The organism is Methanomicrobium antiquum (assembly GCF_029633915.1).
Classification (GTDB): Archaea; Halobacteriota; Methanomicrobia; order Methanomicrobiales; family Methanomicrobiaceae; genus Methanomicrobium; species Methanomicrobium antiquum.
The window spans coordinates 178,200-198,482 of sequence record NZ_CP091092.1 but is presented as its reverse complement, the minus strand read 5'-3'; the positions used below and the strand labels follow the sequence as shown (position 1 = coordinate 198,482).

General features: G+C 38.5%; 19 protein-coding genes. 7 read left to right on the top strand and 12 right to left on the bottom strand.

The window, feature by feature from the left end; all coding sequences use genetic code 11:
• Window positions 1–73 precede the first annotated feature (73 nt).
• The 4 genes from L1994_RS00945 to L1994_RS00930 form a co-directional block, all read right to left on the bottom strand.
• A complete protein-coding gene (locus L1994_RS00945; protein ID WP_278099830.1) occupies window positions 74–661 on the bottom strand; it encodes an HdeD family acid-resistance protein in 588 nt (195 codons plus the stop codon).
• Window positions 662–927: 266 nt separating this feature from the next.
• A complete protein-coding gene (locus L1994_RS00940) occupies window positions 928–1,713 on the bottom strand; it encodes a hypothetical protein (RefSeq protein ID WP_278099829.1) in 786 nt (261 codons plus the stop codon).
• Between the two features lie 3 nt (window positions 1,714–1,716).
• Entirely contained in the window at window positions 1,717–3,441 is a 1,725-nt protein-coding gene (locus L1994_RS00935) for a hypothetical protein (RefSeq protein WP_278099828.1), read from the bottom strand.
• A gap of 17 nt (window positions 3,442–3,458) precedes the next feature.
• Complete coding sequence (locus tag L1994_RS00930) at window positions 3,459–4,238, bottom strand: hypothetical protein (protein ID WP_278099827.1); 780 nt, start codon at window positions 4,236–4,238, stop codon at window positions 3,459–3,461.
• Between the two features lie 382 nt (window positions 4,239–4,620).
• Between L1994_RS00930 and L1994_RS00925 the strand changes: the two genes are divergently transcribed.
• The 6 genes from L1994_RS00925 (at window position 4,621) to L1994_RS00900 (ending at window position 14,552) form a co-directional block, all read left to right on the top strand.
• Window positions 4,621–6,252: a PKD domain-containing protein gene (locus L1994_RS00925; RefSeq protein ID WP_278099826.1), complete on the top strand. Its 1,632-nt coding sequence runs from the start codon at window positions 4,621–4,623 to the stop codon at window positions 6,250–6,252.
• A gap of 278 nt (window positions 6,253–6,530) precedes the next feature.
• On the top strand, window positions 6,531–8,222 hold the full coding sequence (locus L1994_RS00920) for a bifunctional metallophosphatase/5'-nucleotidase (protein ID WP_278099825.1): 1,692 nt from the start codon (window positions 6,531–6,533) through the stop codon (window positions 8,220–8,222).
• Window positions 8,223–8,321: 99 nt separating this feature from the next.
• Window positions 8,322–11,075: a type I restriction endonuclease subunit R gene (locus tag L1994_RS00915; RefSeq protein WP_278099824.1), complete on the top strand. Its 2,754-nt coding sequence runs from the start codon at window positions 8,322–8,324 to the stop codon at window positions 11,073–11,075.
• Window positions 11,076–11,078: 3 nt separating this feature from the next.
• Window positions 11,079–12,929, top strand: a complete 1,851-nt coding sequence (locus L1994_RS00910) for a hypothetical protein (RefSeq protein ID WP_278099823.1) — start codon at window positions 11,079–11,081, stop codon at window positions 12,927–12,929.
• 12 nt (window positions 12,930–12,941) lie between these two features.
• Entirely contained in the window at window positions 12,942–14,381 is a 1,440-nt protein-coding gene (locus tag L1994_RS00905; RefSeq protein WP_278099822.1) for a restriction endonuclease subunit S, read from the top strand.
• Window positions 14,382–14,387: 6 nt separating this feature from the next.
• A complete protein-coding gene (locus L1994_RS00900) occupies window positions 14,388–14,552 on the top strand; it encodes a type II toxin-antitoxin system HicB family antitoxin (protein ID WP_278099821.1) in 165 nt (54 codons plus the stop codon).
• Window positions 14,553–14,583: 31 nt separating this feature from the next.
• On the opposite strand, the gene L1994_RS00895 is transcribed toward L1994_RS00900, so the two are convergent.
• The 4 genes from L1994_RS00895 to L1994_RS00880 form a co-directional block, all read right to left on the bottom strand.
• Entirely contained in the window at window positions 14,584–14,805 is a 222-nt protein-coding gene (locus L1994_RS00895) for a type II toxin-antitoxin system HicA family toxin (protein WP_278099820.1), read from the bottom strand.
• Window positions 14,802–15,014 carry a type II toxin-antitoxin system HicB family antitoxin gene (locus tag L1994_RS00890; protein WP_278099819.1) on the bottom strand — a complete coding sequence of 71 codons (213 nt, stop codon included), beginning with the start codon at window positions 15,012–15,014 and terminating at the stop codon, window positions 14,802–14,804. Before L1994_RS00890 ends, L1994_RS00895 begins: the two co-directional genes overlap by 4 nt.
• Before the next feature lie 282 nt (window positions 15,015–15,296).
• The gene (locus L1994_RS00885) at window positions 15,297–15,725 is read right to left on the bottom strand and encodes a HEPN domain-containing protein (RefSeq protein ID WP_278099818.1); all 429 of its coding nucleotides are present in this window, start codon (window positions 15,723–15,725) and stop codon (window positions 15,297–15,299) included.
• Window positions 15,709–16,260 (bottom strand): nucleotidyltransferase domain-containing protein, encoded by a 552-nt coding sequence (locus L1994_RS00880; protein WP_278099817.1) that lies wholly within the window; start codon window positions 16,258–16,260, stop codon window positions 15,709–15,711. Before L1994_RS00880 ends, L1994_RS00885 begins: the two co-directional genes overlap by 17 nt.
• Before the next feature lie 136 nt (window positions 16,261–16,396).
• Between L1994_RS00880 and L1994_RS00875 the strand changes: the two genes are divergently transcribed.
• The gene (locus L1994_RS00875; protein WP_278099816.1) at window positions 16,397–17,851 is read left to right on the top strand and encodes a type I restriction-modification system subunit M; all 1,455 of its coding nucleotides are present in this window, start codon (window positions 16,397–16,399) and stop codon (window positions 17,849–17,851) included.
• Window positions 17,852–17,917: 66 nt separating this feature from the next.
• Here the strand turns inward: L1994_RS00875 and L1994_RS00870 are convergent, their stop codons facing one another.
• From L1994_RS00870 to L1994_RS00855, 4 genes are all read right to left on the bottom strand, one after another.
• Window positions 17,918–18,190 (bottom strand): type II toxin-antitoxin system RelE family toxin, encoded by a 273-nt coding sequence (locus L1994_RS00870; RefSeq protein ID WP_278099815.1) that lies wholly within the window; start codon window positions 18,188–18,190, stop codon window positions 17,918–17,920.
• A gap of 1 nt (window position 18,191) precedes the next feature.
• Window positions 18,192–18,428 (bottom strand): DUF7557 family protein, encoded by a 237-nt coding sequence (locus tag L1994_RS00865; RefSeq protein WP_278099814.1) that lies wholly within the window; start codon window positions 18,426–18,428, stop codon window positions 18,192–18,194.
• A 157-nt stretch (window positions 18,429–18,585) separates the two neighbouring features.
• On the bottom strand, window positions 18,586–18,942 hold the full coding sequence (locus L1994_RS00860) for a hypothetical protein (RefSeq protein ID WP_278099813.1): 357 nt from the start codon (window positions 18,940–18,942) through the stop codon (window positions 18,586–18,588).
• Window positions 18,943–19,034: 92 nt separating this feature from the next.
• Window positions 19,035–20,144, bottom strand: coding sequence for a hypothetical protein (locus L1994_RS00855; RefSeq protein ID WP_278099812.1), 1,110 nt, complete (start codon window positions 20,142–20,144; stop codon window positions 19,035–19,037).
• Window positions 20,145–20,283 lie beyond the last annotated feature (139 nt).

Below are 20,283 nucleotides of genomic sequence, written 5' to 3'. Positions count from 1 at the left end.
TTTGTTTGTGATTCTGTTTTTGTTGGGATAAAAAAGAAATAAAAAGATTTATGCAGATTTATTATTCTGCCTATTATTCTGCCTTTTCGCCACCCAGCATTCCTTTTACTGTAAGACCGGATATTATCAGAACAATACCCCATGCCATGTTAAAAAGTGCAAATACCTGGATTACAACTTCGGTTGCCATCAGCGGATATACAAGGACGTAAAATCCCAAAATTACTGCAATAATACCTGCAATAAGAAGAAGAATCTTGTAACCCGTTCCTGCATTTCCTGAAAATGCCATGAATATGTTTGAAAATCCCGTAATAAATGCCCATATGGCTATTAAATATGTAACCAAAAACCATGCGGAAAGAAGACTTGAGATTACAAAAAAGCCAATTATTACTCCAAGTATTCCAAGAATAATAAGCGCCGCAGATGCACCTGCACCTTCCCTGCTTTTTATGCCCTGAATTATTGTTATAATACTGTATATTATGACCATAATTCCGATGAATTCACCTACAAACAGGACAAAAAACGGCGTCCAGGCAAATGCAACAAAACCCAGAACTATTGCCAAAAGCCCCAACAGGACGAAAGTCCACCATTGAGGTGTGAAATTTGTGGCACATCCTAAAAATGAACCCTCAACAATTTCCTCACTCATATTTTTTACCTCCAAATCCGGTATTATTCCGGATAATCATGATTATTAATCATCATCATAAAAAGACTTTCGTACATAAACTCTCAAAAATCAGCCTGTTTTAAAAAAGATTCATGAAAAGCCTGCTTAACTGACTTTGGCGCATAAAAGTCTTATGAAACTGCGAACAAAACAGTTTTGAGGATATTTTTAAAAGTTGCAATATCCCGAAATTATTTGACACCCAGATCATTCATTATTACCGGATTGAATTCTTCAAAAGAAATTTACTCAATATAATATCCGTAAATTCTTTGCTTGTGACCGGAATCAGTTTGTCCCATAAAAGAGCCGGAACTGTCATAAACATCAGGAATCTCATCTTCCAGTACATATTCATTATTGTCATACAAAACAAGCTCCCCTTTATTTGTCCACACTTCTTTTGGATAAACCAGATATAATTCAACGTAAAGCGAATTGGGAGGCTCAACAGGTAAAAGCGGCCCGAAAACCCTTATTTCCTGAGAAGAGTTCTCATAAATATTTCCAACATTTATTGTTTCTTTCCATGAATCAGAATCAAATCTGCTGTATTCCCCATAAGCTCCGTCAATATTTTTCTTAATTGTAACATCTGCCAAAACATCAAATTTAACATTTTTTAAGGAGTGTCCGGCGTTGTTTAGCAGTAAAAGATCAAAATAAAACCTGTCACCTTCTATTTTTAAATCAGGAGTGTAATACGATTCATATTTCTCCAGACTGAGAATTGTATCTTTATCTGTGAGTTTGTAGCCTGAATTTAAATCAGAGAGATAGTCATTTGGTATTATCCATTCTCTGTCTTCTTCTGAATATTTCACTTCAGGCCCGTAATACTCATGACCAGAGATAACCCCCGGGGAATAAGCATAAATTGTATCCATAGGATGAGCCCTGATGAGCGGTCCGCAGGCCCTGCAGTAGTTGTCAGGAAGTGTTGCCTGAAGAATTATACTTCCGGCAACAAAAAACAGGACAAGAACAAACAGAATCTGAATTAATGATACCTTATCAGTGATTTTTTTCATGAATCAGTCCTCTCCCGTTATGTATGTAAAAAGATAGCCCCCGTCAGAGGTCTGAAGAATTTTTACATCCTTTAATCTGCCCTTTAAAATTCTTACCGAATCTGAGCATCCAGAGCCCATATTGGATTCGCAACTATCATATCCGCATCTTTTCATCAAAACTTCCCTGTCATCTGATAAGAAGCAGTCAGAGATAGAGAATAAAGTGTATCCTCTTCCTGAATCGTCAAAAACCACCTGCTTTATGTGGTCATCTCCGCCAGATATATCACAGTATTCACCGTTTTTACGATATATTCTGTAATACTGTTCATAATCATAAGGGCGGTCTTCGAATCTTAAAACATCGTCGGTGATTATCACCGGATTTTTGTCAAATTCTGATAAGGAGACAAATGTGCCATGAGTGCTTCCGATTATCTTTTCACTGATAATTTCCAGATTTTCATCAAGAGTTACGGCCATTAATTCTCTGGATGAGCTGTTTTTAACACAGATAAGATAACCTCCTCCGGACTCATCTGAAAGGCTTAAAATTCCGGATACAAAAACCCTGTACGGACTGTATGTATAACCGGAATCTCCATAAGAGTGAATTTCAGAGAAACTGCCATTTTGAGTCATCATGCAAAAATATTTTCCAAAACGCAGGAATACAAAATCTCCGCCTGAGTATATCATCTCAATTGGGCCTGAATAACGCTGATATTCTTTTGGAATTTTATAGTGTCCTGATACGTTTCCTGAATAATCAACTTTAAAGATATTGTTCAATTCATCAGAGAGAAAAAATCCATATCCGGGTATTTCTGCTGAATGAGCAATGTATGCATCGTTTCTTAAAAATGGAGCAGCTGTTTGAAGATGACCCTTTTTACCAAGATATGCTAATTTCAGATTGCTTCCGTGTCTTGAGGGCTCAAAACTTATTACTGCAAAACTTTTGTTTTCCATCTCATGAACATAAAACGCCTTATCAGCCGTTGTTAAAAGAGGCTCTGTTTCCCATTCGATATTTCCAAGACTGTCGGTTTTTATAAAGGACGCTTTATTCTCATCAAACTCGCCGTATGTTATCACCTCAGGCTCAATGAGATGAACTGCTGAAAAGCTGAAAAAAAGTGGAACAAATAAAATTAAAAGTGCTAAAAGTCCAAAAGCCAGTAAATCCTTTTGAATTTTGGATTCTGATTCATCAGTATTCAGTCTGATTTTTTTAATTTCCAACAGGGCAGTATAAGAACCAATAAATCCGCATATAACTCCGATTATTGCAAAAGGAACAAAACTTCCAAGTGCAATCGAAAGGGTACGGAAATATCCAAAAGAACCAAAAGCCGTTAGTGTGATAATAAAAACAGGAAGGAATATTATAAGTCCGGCTGTAAAAATTCCGCTTAATGCTCCATAATAACTTATTTTTTCAGAACTGCTTATTAAATCCCATTCTGAATCAATATTATCCGGATTTTCAGATTTTTGTCCGGAATATTTTTTGTAAACAGCAGTCTGCCCGAAATATCCTGCGGAAAAGTGGAAGAATATTACCAAAACCCATGTCTGGATATAAAAAATGCCGTATAAATGATAAAGGGTTGGAGAATTCCAAAACGCCATTGCCAATATATAAAACAATACAAGAGATAAAAATCCGTAAAAACCCCATTTAAACGTTGTTTTGATGACTCCGGATATTGGGAGAGTGTTATTTAAATTTTCATTTTCCATTAGAATTCCTCAAATCATTAAAAAACCTTAAAACTCCAGTTGCCTTCCCTTTCAAAAAGGGAGTCGATTTTTATTGTACAACCGCTGCAGTCTGCCGGCAGTGGATCTGTTTTAAGACTGAATCCAACCGCATCCCCGTCCCATCTCCGGCCACAAAATTCAGATGTGAAATTCTCCGGGTTTCTTCCGCAGGCATAAACTTCCCCTATTGCCAGAGGGTCAGGAGGTATGTTTTTTACTGCTTCGGGCGTTGCCGCATCTTTTATGAACATTGCATGGACAACAAAATAATAAAGCGAATATTTGCTGTTGAATTCAACTGATTCCAGTTTAACATTCAAATCACCGTCTCTTACAGAAACAGACGGATAAAAGTTTTTCACAAGCGCCCCTATTTCTTTCACATCATCAGGGCGGGTGTCATTTAACATTTCAGGAAAAACCGGCGTTACCATTGCACCACCAAACATTCTGTGATAATATAAAGATCCGTTTTCAGCGACAACGACTGTAACTGTCTTTCCTGCCCGCCCGGGCGGGTCTTCGAGCATAAATACAAATTTGTAGAGTCTGGTTTTGTCCTCCCTCGTTACTATTTCAATTTCGGGAGCCATTAACTCTTCATCTTCTGACTCTTCAAGAAGAAGCGGGTCATTAAGAGCAATTACAAGTGCTTCATCCTGTGTTACCTGAGTATCGCCGTTTTTTATTTCTGAATTGCCGATACATCCGGAGGTTATAACTCCTGATATAATGAAAAACACTCCAATAATTAAATAAATACCTGAATTATTCAATAAAATACTCCCTATATCCCCTTTTTCAACCTAATCAGTAACTCTGGTTTTTATCTTATTTTATATATGCTATTTTTATATGAAATTAGTATTATTTCGACTACTGTTTATTCTCTTCAGTCTGAAAGACTGATGGCGTGCCGGTTTTTCTAAATTTTAATTTTCTTTTCAGATAAAACGAACAAATTATGAACCCTCTCTTTTGAGCCCCATCTGTTTACCATACAAAAACCGCATGGTTTTCGTAACAACCATTGTATGAAAGTCAGATCCATGTCGGATTTTTATCATCAGATTTATGTGCTTTTAGGTTTTACACATTTAATAGTTTAACAAAAGTAAAACTGGATTCAATAAATATTCAATAAAGAAGGTAAACATAATGAAATATTCGGGGATTTATTTTGTATTTTTATTTATAGGTGTAATTTCAGCTCTTTTTACCTGCCCTGTAATAGCAACCGACATTGCGGAACAGGGTGTGAACCAGGCGGCAAAAGTATCAATTGACACTTTAAGTAATGGAACTTCATGGAATGATTATAATATACTCTCCTATAATGGGTCTATTACAGGCGCTTCAGATACACTTGAGTGGGATTTTGGCGACAGTACCTCTGCCTCAGGTACGTCCGGTTCACATACATATTCAATAGCAGGCACATACACAATCACTCTTTCAGCACAAAGCAACAGCTCTGCCACAGATACAGAAACAATAACGATTACAGAGCCTGAGCTTGTCGCCTCAATGGAATACAAATGGGATGGAAAAACCAACAAACTCACATATAACAGTACAACAACCGGTGCAACATCATGGTCATGGGATTTTGACGATAGCAGTACTGATTCAACAACAGAAAACGGAATACACACCTATACCCAGCCGGATGAATACGTAATAACACTGACTGCAAAAAGCCCTGCGGGAAAAACAAGTTCATGCACAGAGACAATTGACTTAAGAAAAGTAATGGCTTATTTTGAGCCGGATAAGACAAGCGGCAGTTCGCCATTAACTGTTAAATTCGAGGATGACTCTACAAGAAATCCAAAAACAAAGGATGATATCTTAGAATGGGTATGGGACTTTGATGACGGAAGTTCAGATGTTATAATAAAAAAGGGATCAGACCCTGATGTAGAGCATACATTTACTAAAGAAGAGGAATATGAAGTTAAACTTACAGTCGATGACGGAGAAGATACAGATTCATACTATGTTCTAATCAAAGTCGATGATGACTCTGCACCGACAGCCGATTTTGAATTATACAGCGATGATTATGATGATGAGGGAAAAGCACCCCATATAGTCAAATTCAAAGATATATCAAAACCCTCAAAAAAGACAAACAGTACTATTGATGAGTGGGACTGGGAATTCATCAATGAAGACGGAAAAACCGTTTACGATTCATATTCACAAAATCCTCCTAGCTATACTTTTAATCAGCCCGGAAAATACACAATAAAACTTACAGTTACAGATAAAGACGGAGCTTCAGACACCGAGATAAAAGAAGACTTTATTGAAGTAACACTTGGTCTTTCAGCAACATTTTCAGCAATAACAACTTCCGGATACAAGCCCCTTACTGTCGCCTTTACTGCATCTCCAGGAAGCGACAATGATTATGCAATATCAAAATATTACTGGGAATTTGGAGACGGATATACCGATTCAACAACATCGAAGACTGCATCGCATACATATACAATTGCAGGAACATATACTCCAAAGCTGACAGTAACAGATACCAAAGGCTATACATATACATACAAAAAGGATAATTACATCACGGTAAAAGACATATCACAGATTACTGCGGCAACCACACAGGCAACAGCTGCACCAACAGAGAGTCTGACGGAACTAACTGATAATTCAAACGGTGAAAAAATATTCGGACTTCCAGGAACAGAATATTTCAGGGATGAAATGGAGAGATTTTATAGCTTTTATGAAGAATACCTAAGCCTTTTTGCAGGCATTTTTGGTATGAAATAAAGCACTTATTAAACAAATTTTAATCCAAACTTTTTTTTATAGTCACTAACTGTTTTTCATATAAATATTCTTCATATAAATATTATTTCCCGATTTAATTTGAGATTTAACCCGCAATTAAATTAATGAACAGATAATATAATAATAAATTATACCAGAATAATGAAATCAAATAGAGTTTTTTTAAAAGCGGCAATCTGATTAAAAGGTACCTTTAAACCCCAGCCAGATAACAGAGTGTCTAAAGACAATGACCATTAAATTACAGGATATTCAAAATGAGAGATAAGAAATACTTAAAATACATCGCTTTGGCGTTAGCTTTAATCTTTTTAGCCTTATTAGTGGTTGCGGTTTTAATTCCAGCCACCAGCATCTATCAGGAGAAAACTGACAAATCACCTGAAAAAAATCTCACAGATATTTCAGAAAACTCCGGTTTTTGTGGAAAAATAAATATTCTGGCAACGCCTGACATCCACAGTCATTTATTCTCAATGAGTGAAAATGACACAGGTTCAAGAATTGGCCGGATAAGTGCTCTTGCAGACAAACTCGGCGAAGATAATCCTGATACGCTCTACCTCTTCGCGGGCGATTTGGGAGAAGGGAATTTCTACAACAAATATAATGGAATTCCGGAGATTACTGCCTATACTATGGCCGGCGTTGATGCGGCTGTCCCCGGCAACCATGCCTTTGACTATTCAGCGGATTTTTTTAAATTCTGGGCTTTGAACTCCTCATATCCTTTAATCTGCGCAAATATTGATTTTTCAGATACAGCTTTAAATGAAACAGTAAAGGATTACACAATAGTAAATGCAGGATCTGCAAAAGTAGGAATTTTTGGAATAATTACACCACAGCTTGAAAAATATGTGACAGACACGGACGGAATTTTTCTGTACAAAGATACAAAGGATTTATCAGAATCGGTTGTAAAAAAGCTTCAACACGAAGGCTGTGATGTAATAATTGCCCTAAGCCACCAGTACGGCGATGAAGATGAAGAACTGGCAAAAAGTGTTTCAGGAATCAGCCTGATTGTCGGCGGCCACGATCATTTGTCATGGAATAAAACTGTTGAATCAAGAGACGGAAATCAGACTCTTATTGTTCATTCAGGAAAATACGGCGAGGAAATATCCAGGATTTCGATTTCGTTTGAAAACGGCACTCAGACGAATACCAATATTGAAAGATATGAGATTACAGAGGATTTGCCGGACGATTCTTCTGTAACATCTTATGTCATGCCATATTATTACGAATACACAGAAAGCCTCTCAGAGCCGGTCGGTATAACAACAGTTCCACTTGATGCAACATATGAGACTTTAAGAAACGGAGAGTCAAATGCAGGTGATTTCATTACCGATACTATTACAAAAAACATCTACGGTTCAGAGATTGCACTTATTAATTCAGGCTCAATACGTGGAGACTACACCATTCCGGCAGGTGAAATATCATACCTTACCTTAACAACCCTGCTTCCGTTTGAAAACATGATTGTAAATCTTGAAATGTCAGGCAGTGATATAAAAGATACTCTTGAGAGGTCTGCATCAGCACTAAAAGGTCAGAATGATGAGTTTGAAAGCGATGAGAGGACACCCAAAGGGGGTTTTTTACAGGTTTCGGGTGTGCATTTTTTAATAAATACAAATTCTGAGCCTTTCAGGTCAGACCCGGTTAACGGCAGTGTGTTATCATATGGAAACAGGATTGAAAACTTATCTGTTGTTACTGATGAGGGCATAATTCCAATTGACTTAAAAAAGACATATACTGTTTCAGTAAACAATTATCTGGCCGGCGGCGGTGACGGTTACTCAAATCTTGCAGAAATTGCCGATGACAGAAAATACAATACGGAGATTAACTTAATTAACCTTCTCGCAGATGAGATTGGGACAAATTCACCAATTACCCCTGTGACTGACGGGAGGATTGTTGTTTTTTAGGATTATTTTTTTCTGAATCTCCCCTGATTACCATATTTTTTTCGAAATATATTAAACCTTTAAAAATTAAAATGAAGAATGACAGAGGGGAGTAAGGCTATGATAACACCGGAGGCAAAAGCAAGGGAAAATATTGATGAAATGCTGAATGCCGCCGGATGGGTTATTCAGGACAGGGATGAGTTAAATCTTAGTGCAGGTACAGGTGTTGCAGTAAGAGAGTTTCCCCTAAAAGAGGGGTTTGCGGACTATCTGCTTTTTGCCGGCAAAAAGGCGGTCGGTGTTATTGAGGCAAAAAAAGAGGGAACAACTTTAAGCGGGGTTTCTGATCAGTCACAGAAGTATCTTACAGGCAGACTTGACAATATCCCGAATGAACTCGGATTTTTACCTTTCGGCTATGAAAGCACCGGAAAGGAGACTTACTTTCGTGACCTCAGAGATCCCGAGCCGCGTTCAAGAAGGGTATTTTGGTTTCATAAGCCCGAGACACTTCTGGAATGGATGAAACAGGAGAAGACCCTTCGTGCAAGGATGAGGGAGTATCCGCCTCTTGTGAAAACAGGTCTTCGCGAATGCCAGATTGAGGCAATTACAAACCTTGAACACTCTTTTGCAGAGGATCATCCCCGTTCACTTATTCAGATGGCGACAGGTTCGGGAAAGACCTTTACCGCTGTCTCGTTTGCATACCGGCTGATTAAGCACTGCAACGCAAAGCGTATTCTGTTTCTCGTTGACAGAACAAGTCTCGGCACCCAGACACATAAAGAGTTTCAGAAGTATGTGACACCTGATGACGGGCGGAAATTCACCGAGCTTTACAATGTTCAGCCTCTTTCGGGGAAGAATATTGATGATGTTTCAAAGGTCTGCATCTGCACAATCCAGAGGCTTTATTCACTTTTAAGGGGCGATGAGGGTTACGATCCGGAGTCGGATGAATTTTCATCGTTTGAGCAGGGCTTTTCAAACGGAAAACCTAAGGATGTCGGTTATAATTCTGAAATTCCGATTGAGACCTTTGATTTTATTGTGACTGATGAGTGCCACCGCTCGATTTACAACCTGTGGAGTCAGGTTCTGGAATATTTCGATGCACACCTAATCGGACTTACTGCAACTCCCTCAAAGCAGACGCTCGGGTTTTTCAACAAAAATCTGGTGATGGAGTACGGATCAGAGAGAGCGGTTGCAGACGGTGTCAATGTCGGGTTTGACGTATTCAGAATTGTTACCGAGATTACAAAGGGCGGAAGCTCGGTTGATGCCGACCTCTGGGTTGAGAAGAGGGAGAAGCTTTCGAGGGATAAGAAATGGGAGCTTTTGGATGAGGACTTTTCATACACCGAAAAGCAGCTTGACCGCGATGTTGTTTCTTATGATCAGATAAGAACTGTAATCAGAACTTTTAAGGAGAATCTGTTTACAAAACTTTTTGTGGGAAGGAGTGAGATTCCAAAGACGCTTATCTTTGCCAAGAGCGATTCGCACGCCGAGGATATCGTTGAGATTGTCAGAGAGGAGTTCGGACGCGGAAACGAGTTCTGCAAGAAGATTACATACAAAACCGGCAGAAAGCCTGAGGATATGATTCGTGAGTTTCGAACCTCTTATAATCCCAGAATTGCGGTTACGGTTGACATGGTGTCAACAGGGATTGACATAAAACCGCTTGAGTGCCTGATTTTCATGCGGGATGTGAAATCTCAGGTCTACTTTGAGCAGATGCTTGGCCGGGGCACAAGAACGGTTGACTTAACCGATCTCCATCAGGTGACAACCGATGCACCGCCTAAGGACAGATTTATTGTTGTGGATGCGGTCGGCGTCTGCGAGTCGTCGAAGAATCCGGCGGTTGTAATTGACAAGAAGCCGGGAATTTCGTTTAAGAAACTCCTTGAGGCGGTTGCGGTCGGAAACCATGAAGACGATTTGATAACAACGCTTGCGACAAGGCTTGCAAGGCTTGACCGCCGGATTTCCGACCGTGAACGTGAGGAGATTTTTGAGACTGCAAATCTGCCGGTGAAGTCCATTATAAACTCACTTTACGCATCGGTTGATCCGGATGAGGTCACAGGCCATGCAATGGAGATGTCTGCGACAGAAAATCCGACAGAATCCGAGATTGCGGGTGCAAAAGAATCTCTTGTATCGGCGGCCTGCGAGCCGTTTGACAACCCGAAGCTTCGGACACTTCTTATCGATCTGAAGACAAAATCCGAGCAGATTTTAGATAAGGTATCAGAAGACCGTGTGATTGAGGCGGACTTCTCAACGGATGCGAAGGAAAGAGCAGTTATAACGGTTGCAAACTTCAAGCAGTTTATTGAGGATAACAAAGATACGATTACAGCACTTCAGATTATATACAGCCGTCCGAAATCCGAGAGGCACTTAACCTACGCACAGATAAGAGAGCTTTCCGATATTCTTTCAAGACCTCCGTACGGGTTTACGCCGGACTCCGTCTGGAAGGCGTATGAGCAGGTTGAGAAAAACCGCGTCAGGGGAGCAACTCCCCAGAGGATGTTGACAGACATAATATCGCTTGTAAGATTCACCCTCGGATGCGACAAATACTTAGAGCCGTTTTCTGAGACGGTTGAACACCGCTATGAGAGATGGCTGAGAGAAAGAGAAGAGGACGGCCAGAAATTCTCAGACGAACAGATTGAGTGGCTCAATATAATTAAGGACCACATAAGTACAAGCGTTGAAATCGGCCCGGACGACTTTGAATACAACCAGAGGCTTATGCAGAAGGGCGGTCTTGTCTCTGCATACCGGGCATTCGGGGACGAATTAAACAGTATTATGAGCGAGATGAATGAGGTTTTGGGGGTATAGATTATGGGTAACAAAAAAGGTTTAAATTATTCAAACTGGTCTATTGACGAAAATTTAGAAGGAATGAAATTTTTCGCAGAGATCCAAAATGAAATGTTATTTCACTACACTATTGATTCATACAGAGCATACACATTCAATTCACATACACTAATTAATGAATTAAATGATGTCCTAAAAGAAGTAATAAATGGATTTATCGATGCAAAAGCCCTCATTCCAATAATAGAAGAAATTAATAATTCAACAAAAAATGATTTTGTAATCAGAGCAATTCTTAATAATAAAAGTAATGTCCTTTCAAAATTATTAGAGACAATTAAAAATCTGGCATCTGAATCAAACCGTCAGGATTACTACAAATTTGAAAAATATGTTGTGGAGTTGGAGAGTTTCTGCTCATTTTTAGATTATCGATATTTTGCTGAACTTAAAAGTCAAATCGTGAATATAATGCAAAACCCTAAGGAAAAAGATAAAATTATTCAATTATCGCAATATTTAATTCCGGAACTAATTTTCGCAGGTTTTTCAAAAGAATATATTTATTCAAAAAATAAGGATTTTTTCTTTGGCCAAAACTCAATAAATAATATTTCACAGATTAAAGATTTTATAAAATTTTTTGAAAATCAGGATAAATATTACGAAGTCTCTTTCAAAGTAAACTCTGACTTTTGTAACTTTACAGATAAGTTGCTTGAAGGATTTAAAATATATATATCTAAAGAATGCCCTAAAGTAAATACTCCTACATGGCATTATAATGAATTTACGAGATTGAATGAGGGATATTCTCATTTTCTGACAATCAAAGAAATTATAGCTAAAGATCCATATTCTGCTCGTACAGATGGAGAAAAATATCTTGATCAACTTTTTGATTTTATCAGATATTTTATTCATGACTCTAAATGTTCTTGGGATAACTATGGACTATGTATTTTTCATGAAATTAATGATGAAGAAAATAAAGACTTTTTTGTCGCAAGGCCTTCAATTTCTCCGATGTTAAAAATAAAAGATGATAAAGATACTAATGAAGCCCTAATGAAAAGTATCCGTTTGTTTGTACATTTGGATAGTACCTCAATATATCGTTTATATAATTCATTAAATCTCCATTCTTGTGCCATTTCTTCAGAAACGCCAGAGAATCAATTAATAAGTTTGTGGACTGCCTTAGAAACACTACTTCCACCTCCAGGAAACAGTAAAGCAAGAATTACTCATTTTGTTTCCACAATGTATCCTATCCTCGGAAGAGATTACATAATAAAACTAATAACTGATTTAATTAGAAATATCTACCTATACTTGGAAAAAGATAAAGTCCAAACTTTATTTTCTTTAGTTGAGACAAATTACCCAGAACTATATAGTGAACTGCAACCTGTTGAAAAATGTTCCCTCCTCATCATTTTGTACAATAACGATTCCAACATAAAAAAAGAAATTAACGAAGTAATAGGCGACAATGTCTTATTGAGAAACAGATTTTATGCAATTTCTCAAATTCTAAAAGATACAAATTCCATTAAAGAAAAAATTGAAAGTCATAACAATCGAGTAAAATGGCATTTACAAAGAATATACCGTGCAAGAAATTTAATAACTCATAAAGGGGAAGGACTGGCATATGTCTCTGACTTACTTGAAAATACTCATAATTATTATCATACAATAATTGATCTCATTATAAAAACACAAAAAGAGCACAATAATCAATTCAAAAATATTGGATCTATTTTTAATTTTATTAAAATGGAACATGAATTACATCTTGATTCTCTAAAAGAAAAACAAGATATCACCAAAGAAAACTATAAAAAATACGTCCTTGGAGAAGAATGAGGTTCTTTCGGCATGAGTGATAACATCCAAATAAAAATTCCTCTAAATTGGGAATTAATAAGCATAAAAGAATCTATAAACAAATATCCTTTAACTGGAAAAAAATTAAACCAGAAAGAATATGAAAAAGAAGGTCTTTTCCCAGTTATTGATCAGGGCCAATCATACATAGGAGGATACTCCAATAGAAATGACTTGATCATTTCATCAGAAAATCCATTTATAATTTTTGGAGATCACACTCTTAAAATAAAATTCATCAATTTTGATTTTATTGCAGGTGCAGACGGAGTTAAAGTATTTCAGGCGAAGAAATTTTTTTATCCAAAGTTGTTTTATTACTTTTCCCAAGCAGTAAAATTTCCACACAAAGGATATGCAAGGCATTTTCAATTTTTTGAAAAGGCTGAAATCCCCCTCCCCCCTCTCGCCGAACAACACCGCATAGTCGAAAAAATCGAAGAGGAGTTCACCCGGCTTGACGCAGGCGTCGCGGCTCTTAAACGTGCAAAGGCGCTGATACCAAAATACCGGCAGTCTGTTCTGAAAGCTGCGATGTGCGGCGATTTGACAAAGGAGTGGCGGGCGCTGCATCCGGATGTTGAGAGTGCGGAGGTTTTGGTTGAGAAAAAAAGTAAAACATATGGATCTAATCAAAATTTATCTGAAAGAAGTAATAAATTTGACATTAATAATAAATTACCAAATAAGTGGGTATTAGCAAATTCAAAGGAAATTGGAATAATAAATCCAAAAAAGAATCTAAGTAATATTAAAGATTCAGATATAGTGTCATTTATTCCAATGAAATGCGTTTCAGAGTTAAGTGGTGAAATTGATCTTTCAGAACAAAAACGATTACAGGAAGTAAAAAAAGGATATACTCAATTTATCAATGGCGATATTCTTTTTGCTAAGATAACTCCATGTATGGAAAATGGTAAAGTTGCTCTTGTAAATGATTTAATTAATTCAATTGGTTTTGGATCTACTGAGTTTCATATATTCCGCTTTAATTCAAGATTAAATCGAAAATTCTTTTTTTATTATTTAATTCAAGAAGGTTTTAGAAGAGATGCTAAAAGAAAAATGACGGGATCAGCAGGTCAATTAAGAGTACCAAAGTCCTTTTTGGAAAATATTATGTTCCCGCTCCCCCCACTCGAAGAACAGCACGAAATAGTCTCTGAGATTGAGAGGAGGTTTTCGATAATTGATGAGATGGAAAGGGTTGTTGAGGAGTCTCTTCTGAAGGCTGAAAGACTCAGACAGTCCGTTCTCAAGAAGGCATTTGAGGGAAGGCTTGTAGAACAGAGTCCTGATGATGAGCCGGCGGGTGTTCTTCTTGAGAGGATAAAGGCGGAGAAGGAGTTGCGGGCGGCTGAGGGGAAAGCTAACGGGAAGAAAAAATCAGCCGGGAAGAAAAAGATAAAAAAGAAAGAATCAGAGTGAGAATTTATGAATGAAAAGTTTTCAGTCGTTTTTGAAGAGGACGGATGTTTTGTTTCAAAATGCCCGGAAGTCGGAACAGTCAGTCAGGGAAGAACCAGAGAAGAGGCTTTAAAGAATTTAAAAGAGGCAACAGAGCTTTACCTTGAAGAGTTTCCGGCTGAAAAAAAGTGATCTTTACTGATTGATGCTTCTTAAAAAACGTTCATAAAAGATTATTAAATTCTTCAACGCTAAGCCCGGCGTCTTTTATAAGTTCCCTTTCAGTACCTTTTGAGACAGGGTTGTGATTGGGAATGATAAGAATATCCTCACCTCTTGACATTACAATATGACTTCCTTTCTGCCTGTCAATTTGATAACCTATTTTAGAAAAAACCCTGATCATATCCTTTGCAGAGACAGGAAGAAGCCGTTTGGTTGTCATACCGCAATATCAACAACTGTGGTCTTTGGCTGGTCAATCAGTTTTCTGGCTTTTTCATTCGCAACTTCAAGATAAAGGCCAACTGCCTCATGGATATTATTAATTGCCTCCTCCCTTGTTCTCCCCTGTGAATGACATCCCTTCAGGGCAGGACAATGAACAGAATATGTGCCGTCATCCTCTTCTTCCAGAACAATTTCAAGTTTCACTTTGATTCACCTGTACTGGTATTAAGTTTTTAAAAATAATATGATTTTTGCTCCCGACGGAAAAATAAAAGAATGCTTTTTCAGGATATGTTCGCAGGGACGAACAAATGTTCGTATATACGAACAATAATCAGGGCTTTATCAGAGATTCTGGACAATAAATACAGCATTAATACAATAACCATTTACCATCAGATGATGACAGAGAGTTCTTTTTTTTATCCGGATTAAATCAGGATTAATTAAATGCAATAATTATTTTAAAAATTGAGTGAAATTTAGTTATTTTCTGAGAATCTCTTTTGCAGTCTCAAACGTCCTGCCGGCTGTATCAACTACATCCGCTGCTGCATCCTTATCATATGTTGAGTTGTAATCAGCAGCCTCCCGAACCCTCATTGCATTTGAAAAACCTTCCGTCACATCAGAGTCAATTAAACCCTTATCAAGTAAAAGAGCCTCTGTTGCAGAACGAAGACAGGAATGACTCTTTTCACGATACCCTTCTGCAAACACAAGAGCTCTTAAAGAGTGAAACTGTGAGTAATAACCCTGCACAATAGCCCACTTGAAATTCTCTCTCTCAAATGAATCCCTTGCAGATTCAAGATCCTTTTTTGCCTCTGCTATCTCCTTGGATACAAGAGCAGGATCTTTTTTAATCCTCACTATCTTTCCGGTTTCAAGACATCTTTCAAATCGCGATCTCATCCTCATCCTTCCTTAAAAGAGTTTTTCCCTGCATCACCCTCTCATAAAACGGCTTATCATTTCTTTTAAGCGCCCGGAATTCATCAGGTGACAGAATAATTGCTGAAAGCTTTCTCTCTCCGATGAACTCAAAACGATTCACAACCGATGATACAGCTTCTTTCTCATCAGTCTCAATTAAAAGATCGATATCACTCTCAAAGGTATCATCACCCCTTGCACAGCTTCCAAAGAGAATTACCCGCAGGGCGTTTTCTTCAAGCCCGGATAAAAGTTCGCGCAACTCAAGAAGTGTAATAATTATTTTCATCTCACGCAGAACAGAACTTTCCATATTTGCCCGGTAAGTAACCATTCTGCCTTTTTCTTTTCTAGTTAAGATACCTTCACATTCAAGTTCCTTCAAGGTCTCGCTGACAGGACCAAGAGACAGATTCAGCTCCTTTGAAAGCTCCCTTACATAGAAAGACTCATTATATCGTCTTCCAAGAAACCTGATAAGTATGAATGATTTTTCCGAACATATGTTCGCCATAGAGAACATTTGTTCGTATATACGAACAATAAATATAAGAAACTATCCTGCAATAAAAATATAAGATAATAATATCCGGATGATATCAAATCCGGCACCATAAAGCATTCACAAAATACAAAATAGTCAGGGAAATATGGCATCCGAATCTTCCGCACTTGTGCAAAAACTATGGAATTACTGCAACGTACTAAGAGATGACGGCGTAAGCTACGGCGATTATGTCGAACAGCTCACATACCTTCTCTTTTTAAAGATGGCAGACGAGCACAAAAAGCCACCTTTTAACAAACCCTCAACAATACCGGATGAATACAGCTGGGAGACGCTTGCATCAAAAGACGGCGATGACCTTGAGATTCACTACCGGCACATCCTTGAAAATCTCGGAAAAGAAGCAGGACTCCTCGGCGTTATATTCAGAAAATCACAGAACAAGATACAGGATCCGGCAAAATTAAAGCGGCTTGTTGATCTAATCGGAAAAGAGACATGGGTCGGCCTTGACATGGACGTCAAAGGTGAGATCTACGAAGGACTGTTGCAGAAGAACGCCGAAGACACAAAAAGCGGTGCAGGCCAGTATTTTACTCCAAGGTCTCTGATTCAGGCGATGGTTGAGGTTACACAACCAGAACCATGCCAGACTATAGCAGATCCCGCATGCGGAACGGGCGGATTTTTTCTTGCAGAACGGGATTACCTCGTTAAAAACTATAAACTCGACCGGGAACAGTCGGTTTTTCTGAAAGAGGAGACATTCAGCGGAACCGAAATTGTTGACAGCGCCGCCCGACTCTGTGCAATGAACCTCTACCTGCACGGAATCGGGACAGACAAAAGCCCTGTCAGTGTCGCAGACTCACTTTTATCAGAACCGGATGACCACTACGACCTCATCCTCACAAACCCCCCCTTTGGCAAAAAGAGCAGCTACACTGTGATCAACGGCGACGGCAAAGCCGAAAAGGACAAGCAGACTTATGAGAGGGATGATTTCTGGGCGACAACGTCAAACAAGCAGTTGAACTTTCTTCAGCATGTAAGAAGCATGTTAAAAATAAACGGAAAGGCGGCTGTTGTTGTTCCTGACAACGTCTTATTTGAAGGCGGTGCGGGTGAGGCAATCAGAAGAAAGCTCCTTGCCGAATGCGACGTTCACACACTTCTCCGGCTTCCCACAGGAATCTTCTACGCTCAGGGTGTTAAGGCAAACGTTATTTTTTTTGAACGAAAAGCCGGACGCGAAGAGCCCTGGACAGACACTCTCTGGATATACGACTTAAGAACAAACATACACTTCACCTTAAAGGAAAATCCGCTATCCTTAGAAGACTTAAAGGACTTCATAAAATCCTACAACCCGAAAAACCGTCATGAACGAAAAGAGACAGAACGGTTTAAACCGTTCAGATATGAAGACCTGATAAAACGCGACAAGGTCAGCCTTGACATATTCTGGATAAAGGATGAAAGTCTTGAGGATACCGAAAACCTCCCCGAACCTGACATCCTCGCAGGCGAGATTGCAGAGAGTCTTCAGACCGCAATAGAACAGTTCTCAGGAATATATGAAGACCTAAGCGAATAAAACTAAAAAAATACTTTTTTCCAAAATCTGACAGGAGAATTCTGTTTATCTGATATTTATCGGGGATTAATAACCCCTGTAAATTTTACTGCGATGCCCTGCCTCAATCACATGAATCACCATAACATTGTCCTCAATGTTCAGAATGACCCTGTAACTTCCCACACGAAGTGAATAAAAAGGGGGATTTTTATTACCTTTTAATTTTTTAACATGATTTTTTGGATTATCTTCAAATGACAGAGATTTTAATTCAAGACAGATCTCTTTTGCGTCATTTTTAGGAAGCTGTGCGAGGTTTTTCTTCGCATGGTTTGTGACAAGAACTCTATAAACCATATCAGTTAAGTCCCAGTTCTTCTGCGACCTCTTCAAGTGAATAAACCCTCCCTGCCTTAATATCAGCCAGGGATTCTTCTATTCCTCTTATTGTCGCGTCGCTTAAAGGCTCATCATCCACTGCGGTCTCCACAAGGCGCCTGATTACATCCTCATACGACTCCTTAGGATGCACCTTTAAATCTGTAAGTCTATCCCTCATATCCGTACTGACCCGGATTGATGTAACGCCAGACATATCCAAATATATTCACACATACATAGATATAACTAACTGCCATATATAAGAAAACTGCACTTTTCAATATAATCTATAACAGCTATCCGGCCGGTTGAGAAATCACAGGAAAATTTCATGTTAAACCATAGAAAAGAAAGTGATTTAAAAATTCAGTCTAAAGTTTTGAAATACATCCTGTGCCTTTGCATTCAGGACATATACCGGAGCCAGTAATATCACTTCTTCTCCCTGTCCCGTTGCAGGACATACAGCTTAGATAAGGCGTTTTTACCTTAACCCCGCCATTACCCTTACAGACAGGACACCTCCCTGCAATCATATCATTCCCGGGAGATATTCCTGTCCCTTTACAGTAATTGCATATTAATATCTGGCATAGCGCCTCCGGTTCCTTTCTTTTCCCTAAAACACCAGGTACCTGCCCGATATCACGAATTAAAGGCAGGCCACATGCAGGACAGATACTTTCATTATGGGCAATTACTCTTCCGCATCCGGGACAATACAACATAACTTATCAAATTTATCTGATGGTTTAATACAAAATAATTTTTTTTATTTTTGCATCTCCAAAATATCAAAAAAAAAGATTATGGTTTATTATTAAATCCGGGGCGAGACGTACATATCAGCACCTTCTTCGTCAGCTACAAAAGTGTAAATGACCCCGTCTTCCACCCAGCCGTTGTAATAATAGCCGTTGTCCGTGTAAAAGACAGAATTGTCCGGGTACTGTTGTAAAAATCCTATATCAGTTCCATTATTGACATTGATGTATATGCCGTTGCCCGTCTTAAGAAGAGACCAGGCATAATCAGAGTAGTCTTTCACAAATCCATCAGCAGAAATTTCGGCATAATACTGATCTTTATAGTCACCTGAAATATCCGCAAGCTCAGGAGAAACGGACTCTGAGACAGTTGTTCCTGATATTACATAAACATCAGTAAATGCCCCGTCCTCATTAATCCAGTTCCAGACAAGTTCTTCCCCGGATACTGCAATCTTTCCAAAATCGCCTTCTTCATCATAAGAGACAGCATACAAAGCATTTTCATCAACAGCATATGCAGCACCGACAAATTCGTATTCGGTGAGGACATTATCAGCCATAAGGCTGTAGCTGCCATAGAAGACCGGACCGTCCATCTTTACAATAGTCATATTCTTTGAACCGGATTCAGTCCGGACAACATCCCAGGTGCCTGTAAGATCAGGATATGAAACAGAGGATGCTTCTTTGCCGTCCTTTACAATAGCATATGAATCTGCATAAAGAGAACCATCCAGGATACCGGCAAATGCCATCCTAATCTCCGAATCAGAAATAATCTGCCCGTAAATCTGCCAGGGTTCCGTGGAATTTTTTGCAGAATATGATGTCAGCATTGATCCTTTTTTGTTATAAACAGCATAATATGACGTTCCGAAGCTGTCAGTCAAAGCAAACAGACGATCATTCTGACCGGAGATAACTGCTTTATCACTGAAAGGCTCATATGAGAAACCATTATTTTTAGAATATTCCACAAAAGAGACTATCGAATAATTGCCGTTGAGATTGTAAGATAAAGATTCTGCAGCATACAGCCCTGTCATATTCAAAAGGTCTTTTTTATCCTGCACCTGTTTGGTATCTTCAGTTATGCAGCCGGCTGCAAGAACAGAGGCAGTCACTAAAAATACAATTGTAAAAAATAAATTTTTTCCCATAGAAAAATACCACCATCACCAAAGTGATGATTACTTATCAATCATTTTATGATAAAAACCCATTGGACTGGCTGTTTGTAAAAATTTTACCTTTCGGAGATGAGGATAGCTTATTACAACTGTAATTCAAGGCTAATGT

Bases quoted from the DNA above. Each gene is read 5' to 3' on its own strand.
- L1994_RS00895 (WP_278099820.1), bottom strand. From the start codon at position 14,805: ATGACAACCAAACGGCTTCTTCCTGTCTCTGCAAAGGATATGATCAGG.
- L1994_RS00910 (WP_278099823.1), top strand. From the start codon at position 11,079: ATGGGTAACAAAAAAGGTTTAAATTATTCAAACTGGTCTATTGACGAA.
- L1994_RS00905 (WP_278099822.1), top strand. From the start codon at position 12,942: ATGAGTGATAACATCCAAATAAAAATTCCTCTAAATTGGGAATTAATA.
- L1994_RS00920 (WP_278099825.1), top strand. From the start codon at position 6,531: ATGAGAGATAAGAAATACTTAAAATACATCGCTTTGGCGTTAGCTTTA.
- L1994_RS00940 (WP_278099829.1), bottom strand. From the start codon at position 1,713: ATGAAAAAAATCACTGATAAGGTATCATTAATTCAGATTCTGTTTGTT.
- L1994_RS00880 (WP_278099817.1), bottom strand. From the start codon at position 16,260: ATGGCGAACATATGTTCGGAAAAATCATTCATACTTATCAGGTTTCTT.
- L1994_RS00870 (WP_278099815.1), bottom strand. From the start codon at position 18,190: ATGGTTTATAGAGTTCTTGTCACAAACCATGCGAAGAAAAACCTCGCA.
- L1994_RS00945 (WP_278099830.1), bottom strand. From the start codon at position 661: ATGAGTGAGGAAATTGTTGAGGGTTCATTTTTAGGATGTGCCACAAAT.
- L1994_RS00885 (WP_278099818.1), bottom strand. From the start codon at position 15,725: ATGAGATCGCGATTTGAAAGATGTCTTGAAACCGGAAAGATAGTGAGG.
- L1994_RS00900 (WP_278099821.1), top strand. From the start codon at position 14,388: ATGAATGAAAAGTTTTCAGTCGTTTTTGAAGAGGACGGATGTTTTGTT.
- L1994_RS00925 (WP_278099826.1), top strand. From the start codon at position 4,621: ATGAAATATTCGGGGATTTATTTTGTATTTTTATTTATAGGTGTAATT.
- L1994_RS00865 (WP_278099814.1), bottom strand. From the start codon at position 18,428: ATGTCTGGCGTTACATCAATCCGGGTCAGTACGGATATGAGGGATAGA.
- L1994_RS00860 (WP_278099813.1), bottom strand. From the start codon at position 18,942: ATGTTGTATTGTCCCGGATGCGGAAGAGTAATTGCCCATAATGAAAGT.
- L1994_RS00935 (WP_278099828.1), bottom strand. From the start codon at position 3,441: ATGGAAAATGAAAATTTAAATAACACTCTCCCAATATCCGGAGTCATC.
- L1994_RS00915 (WP_278099824.1), top strand. From the start codon at position 8,322: ATGATAACACCGGAGGCAAAAGCAAGGGAAAATATTGATGAAATGCTG.
- L1994_RS00875 (WP_278099816.1), top strand. From the start codon at position 16,397: ATGGCATCCGAATCTTCCGCACTTGTGCAAAAACTATGGAATTACTGC.
- L1994_RS00855 (WP_278099812.1), bottom strand. From the start codon at position 20,144: ATGGGAAAAAATTTATTTTTTACAATTGTATTTTTAGTGACTGCCTCT.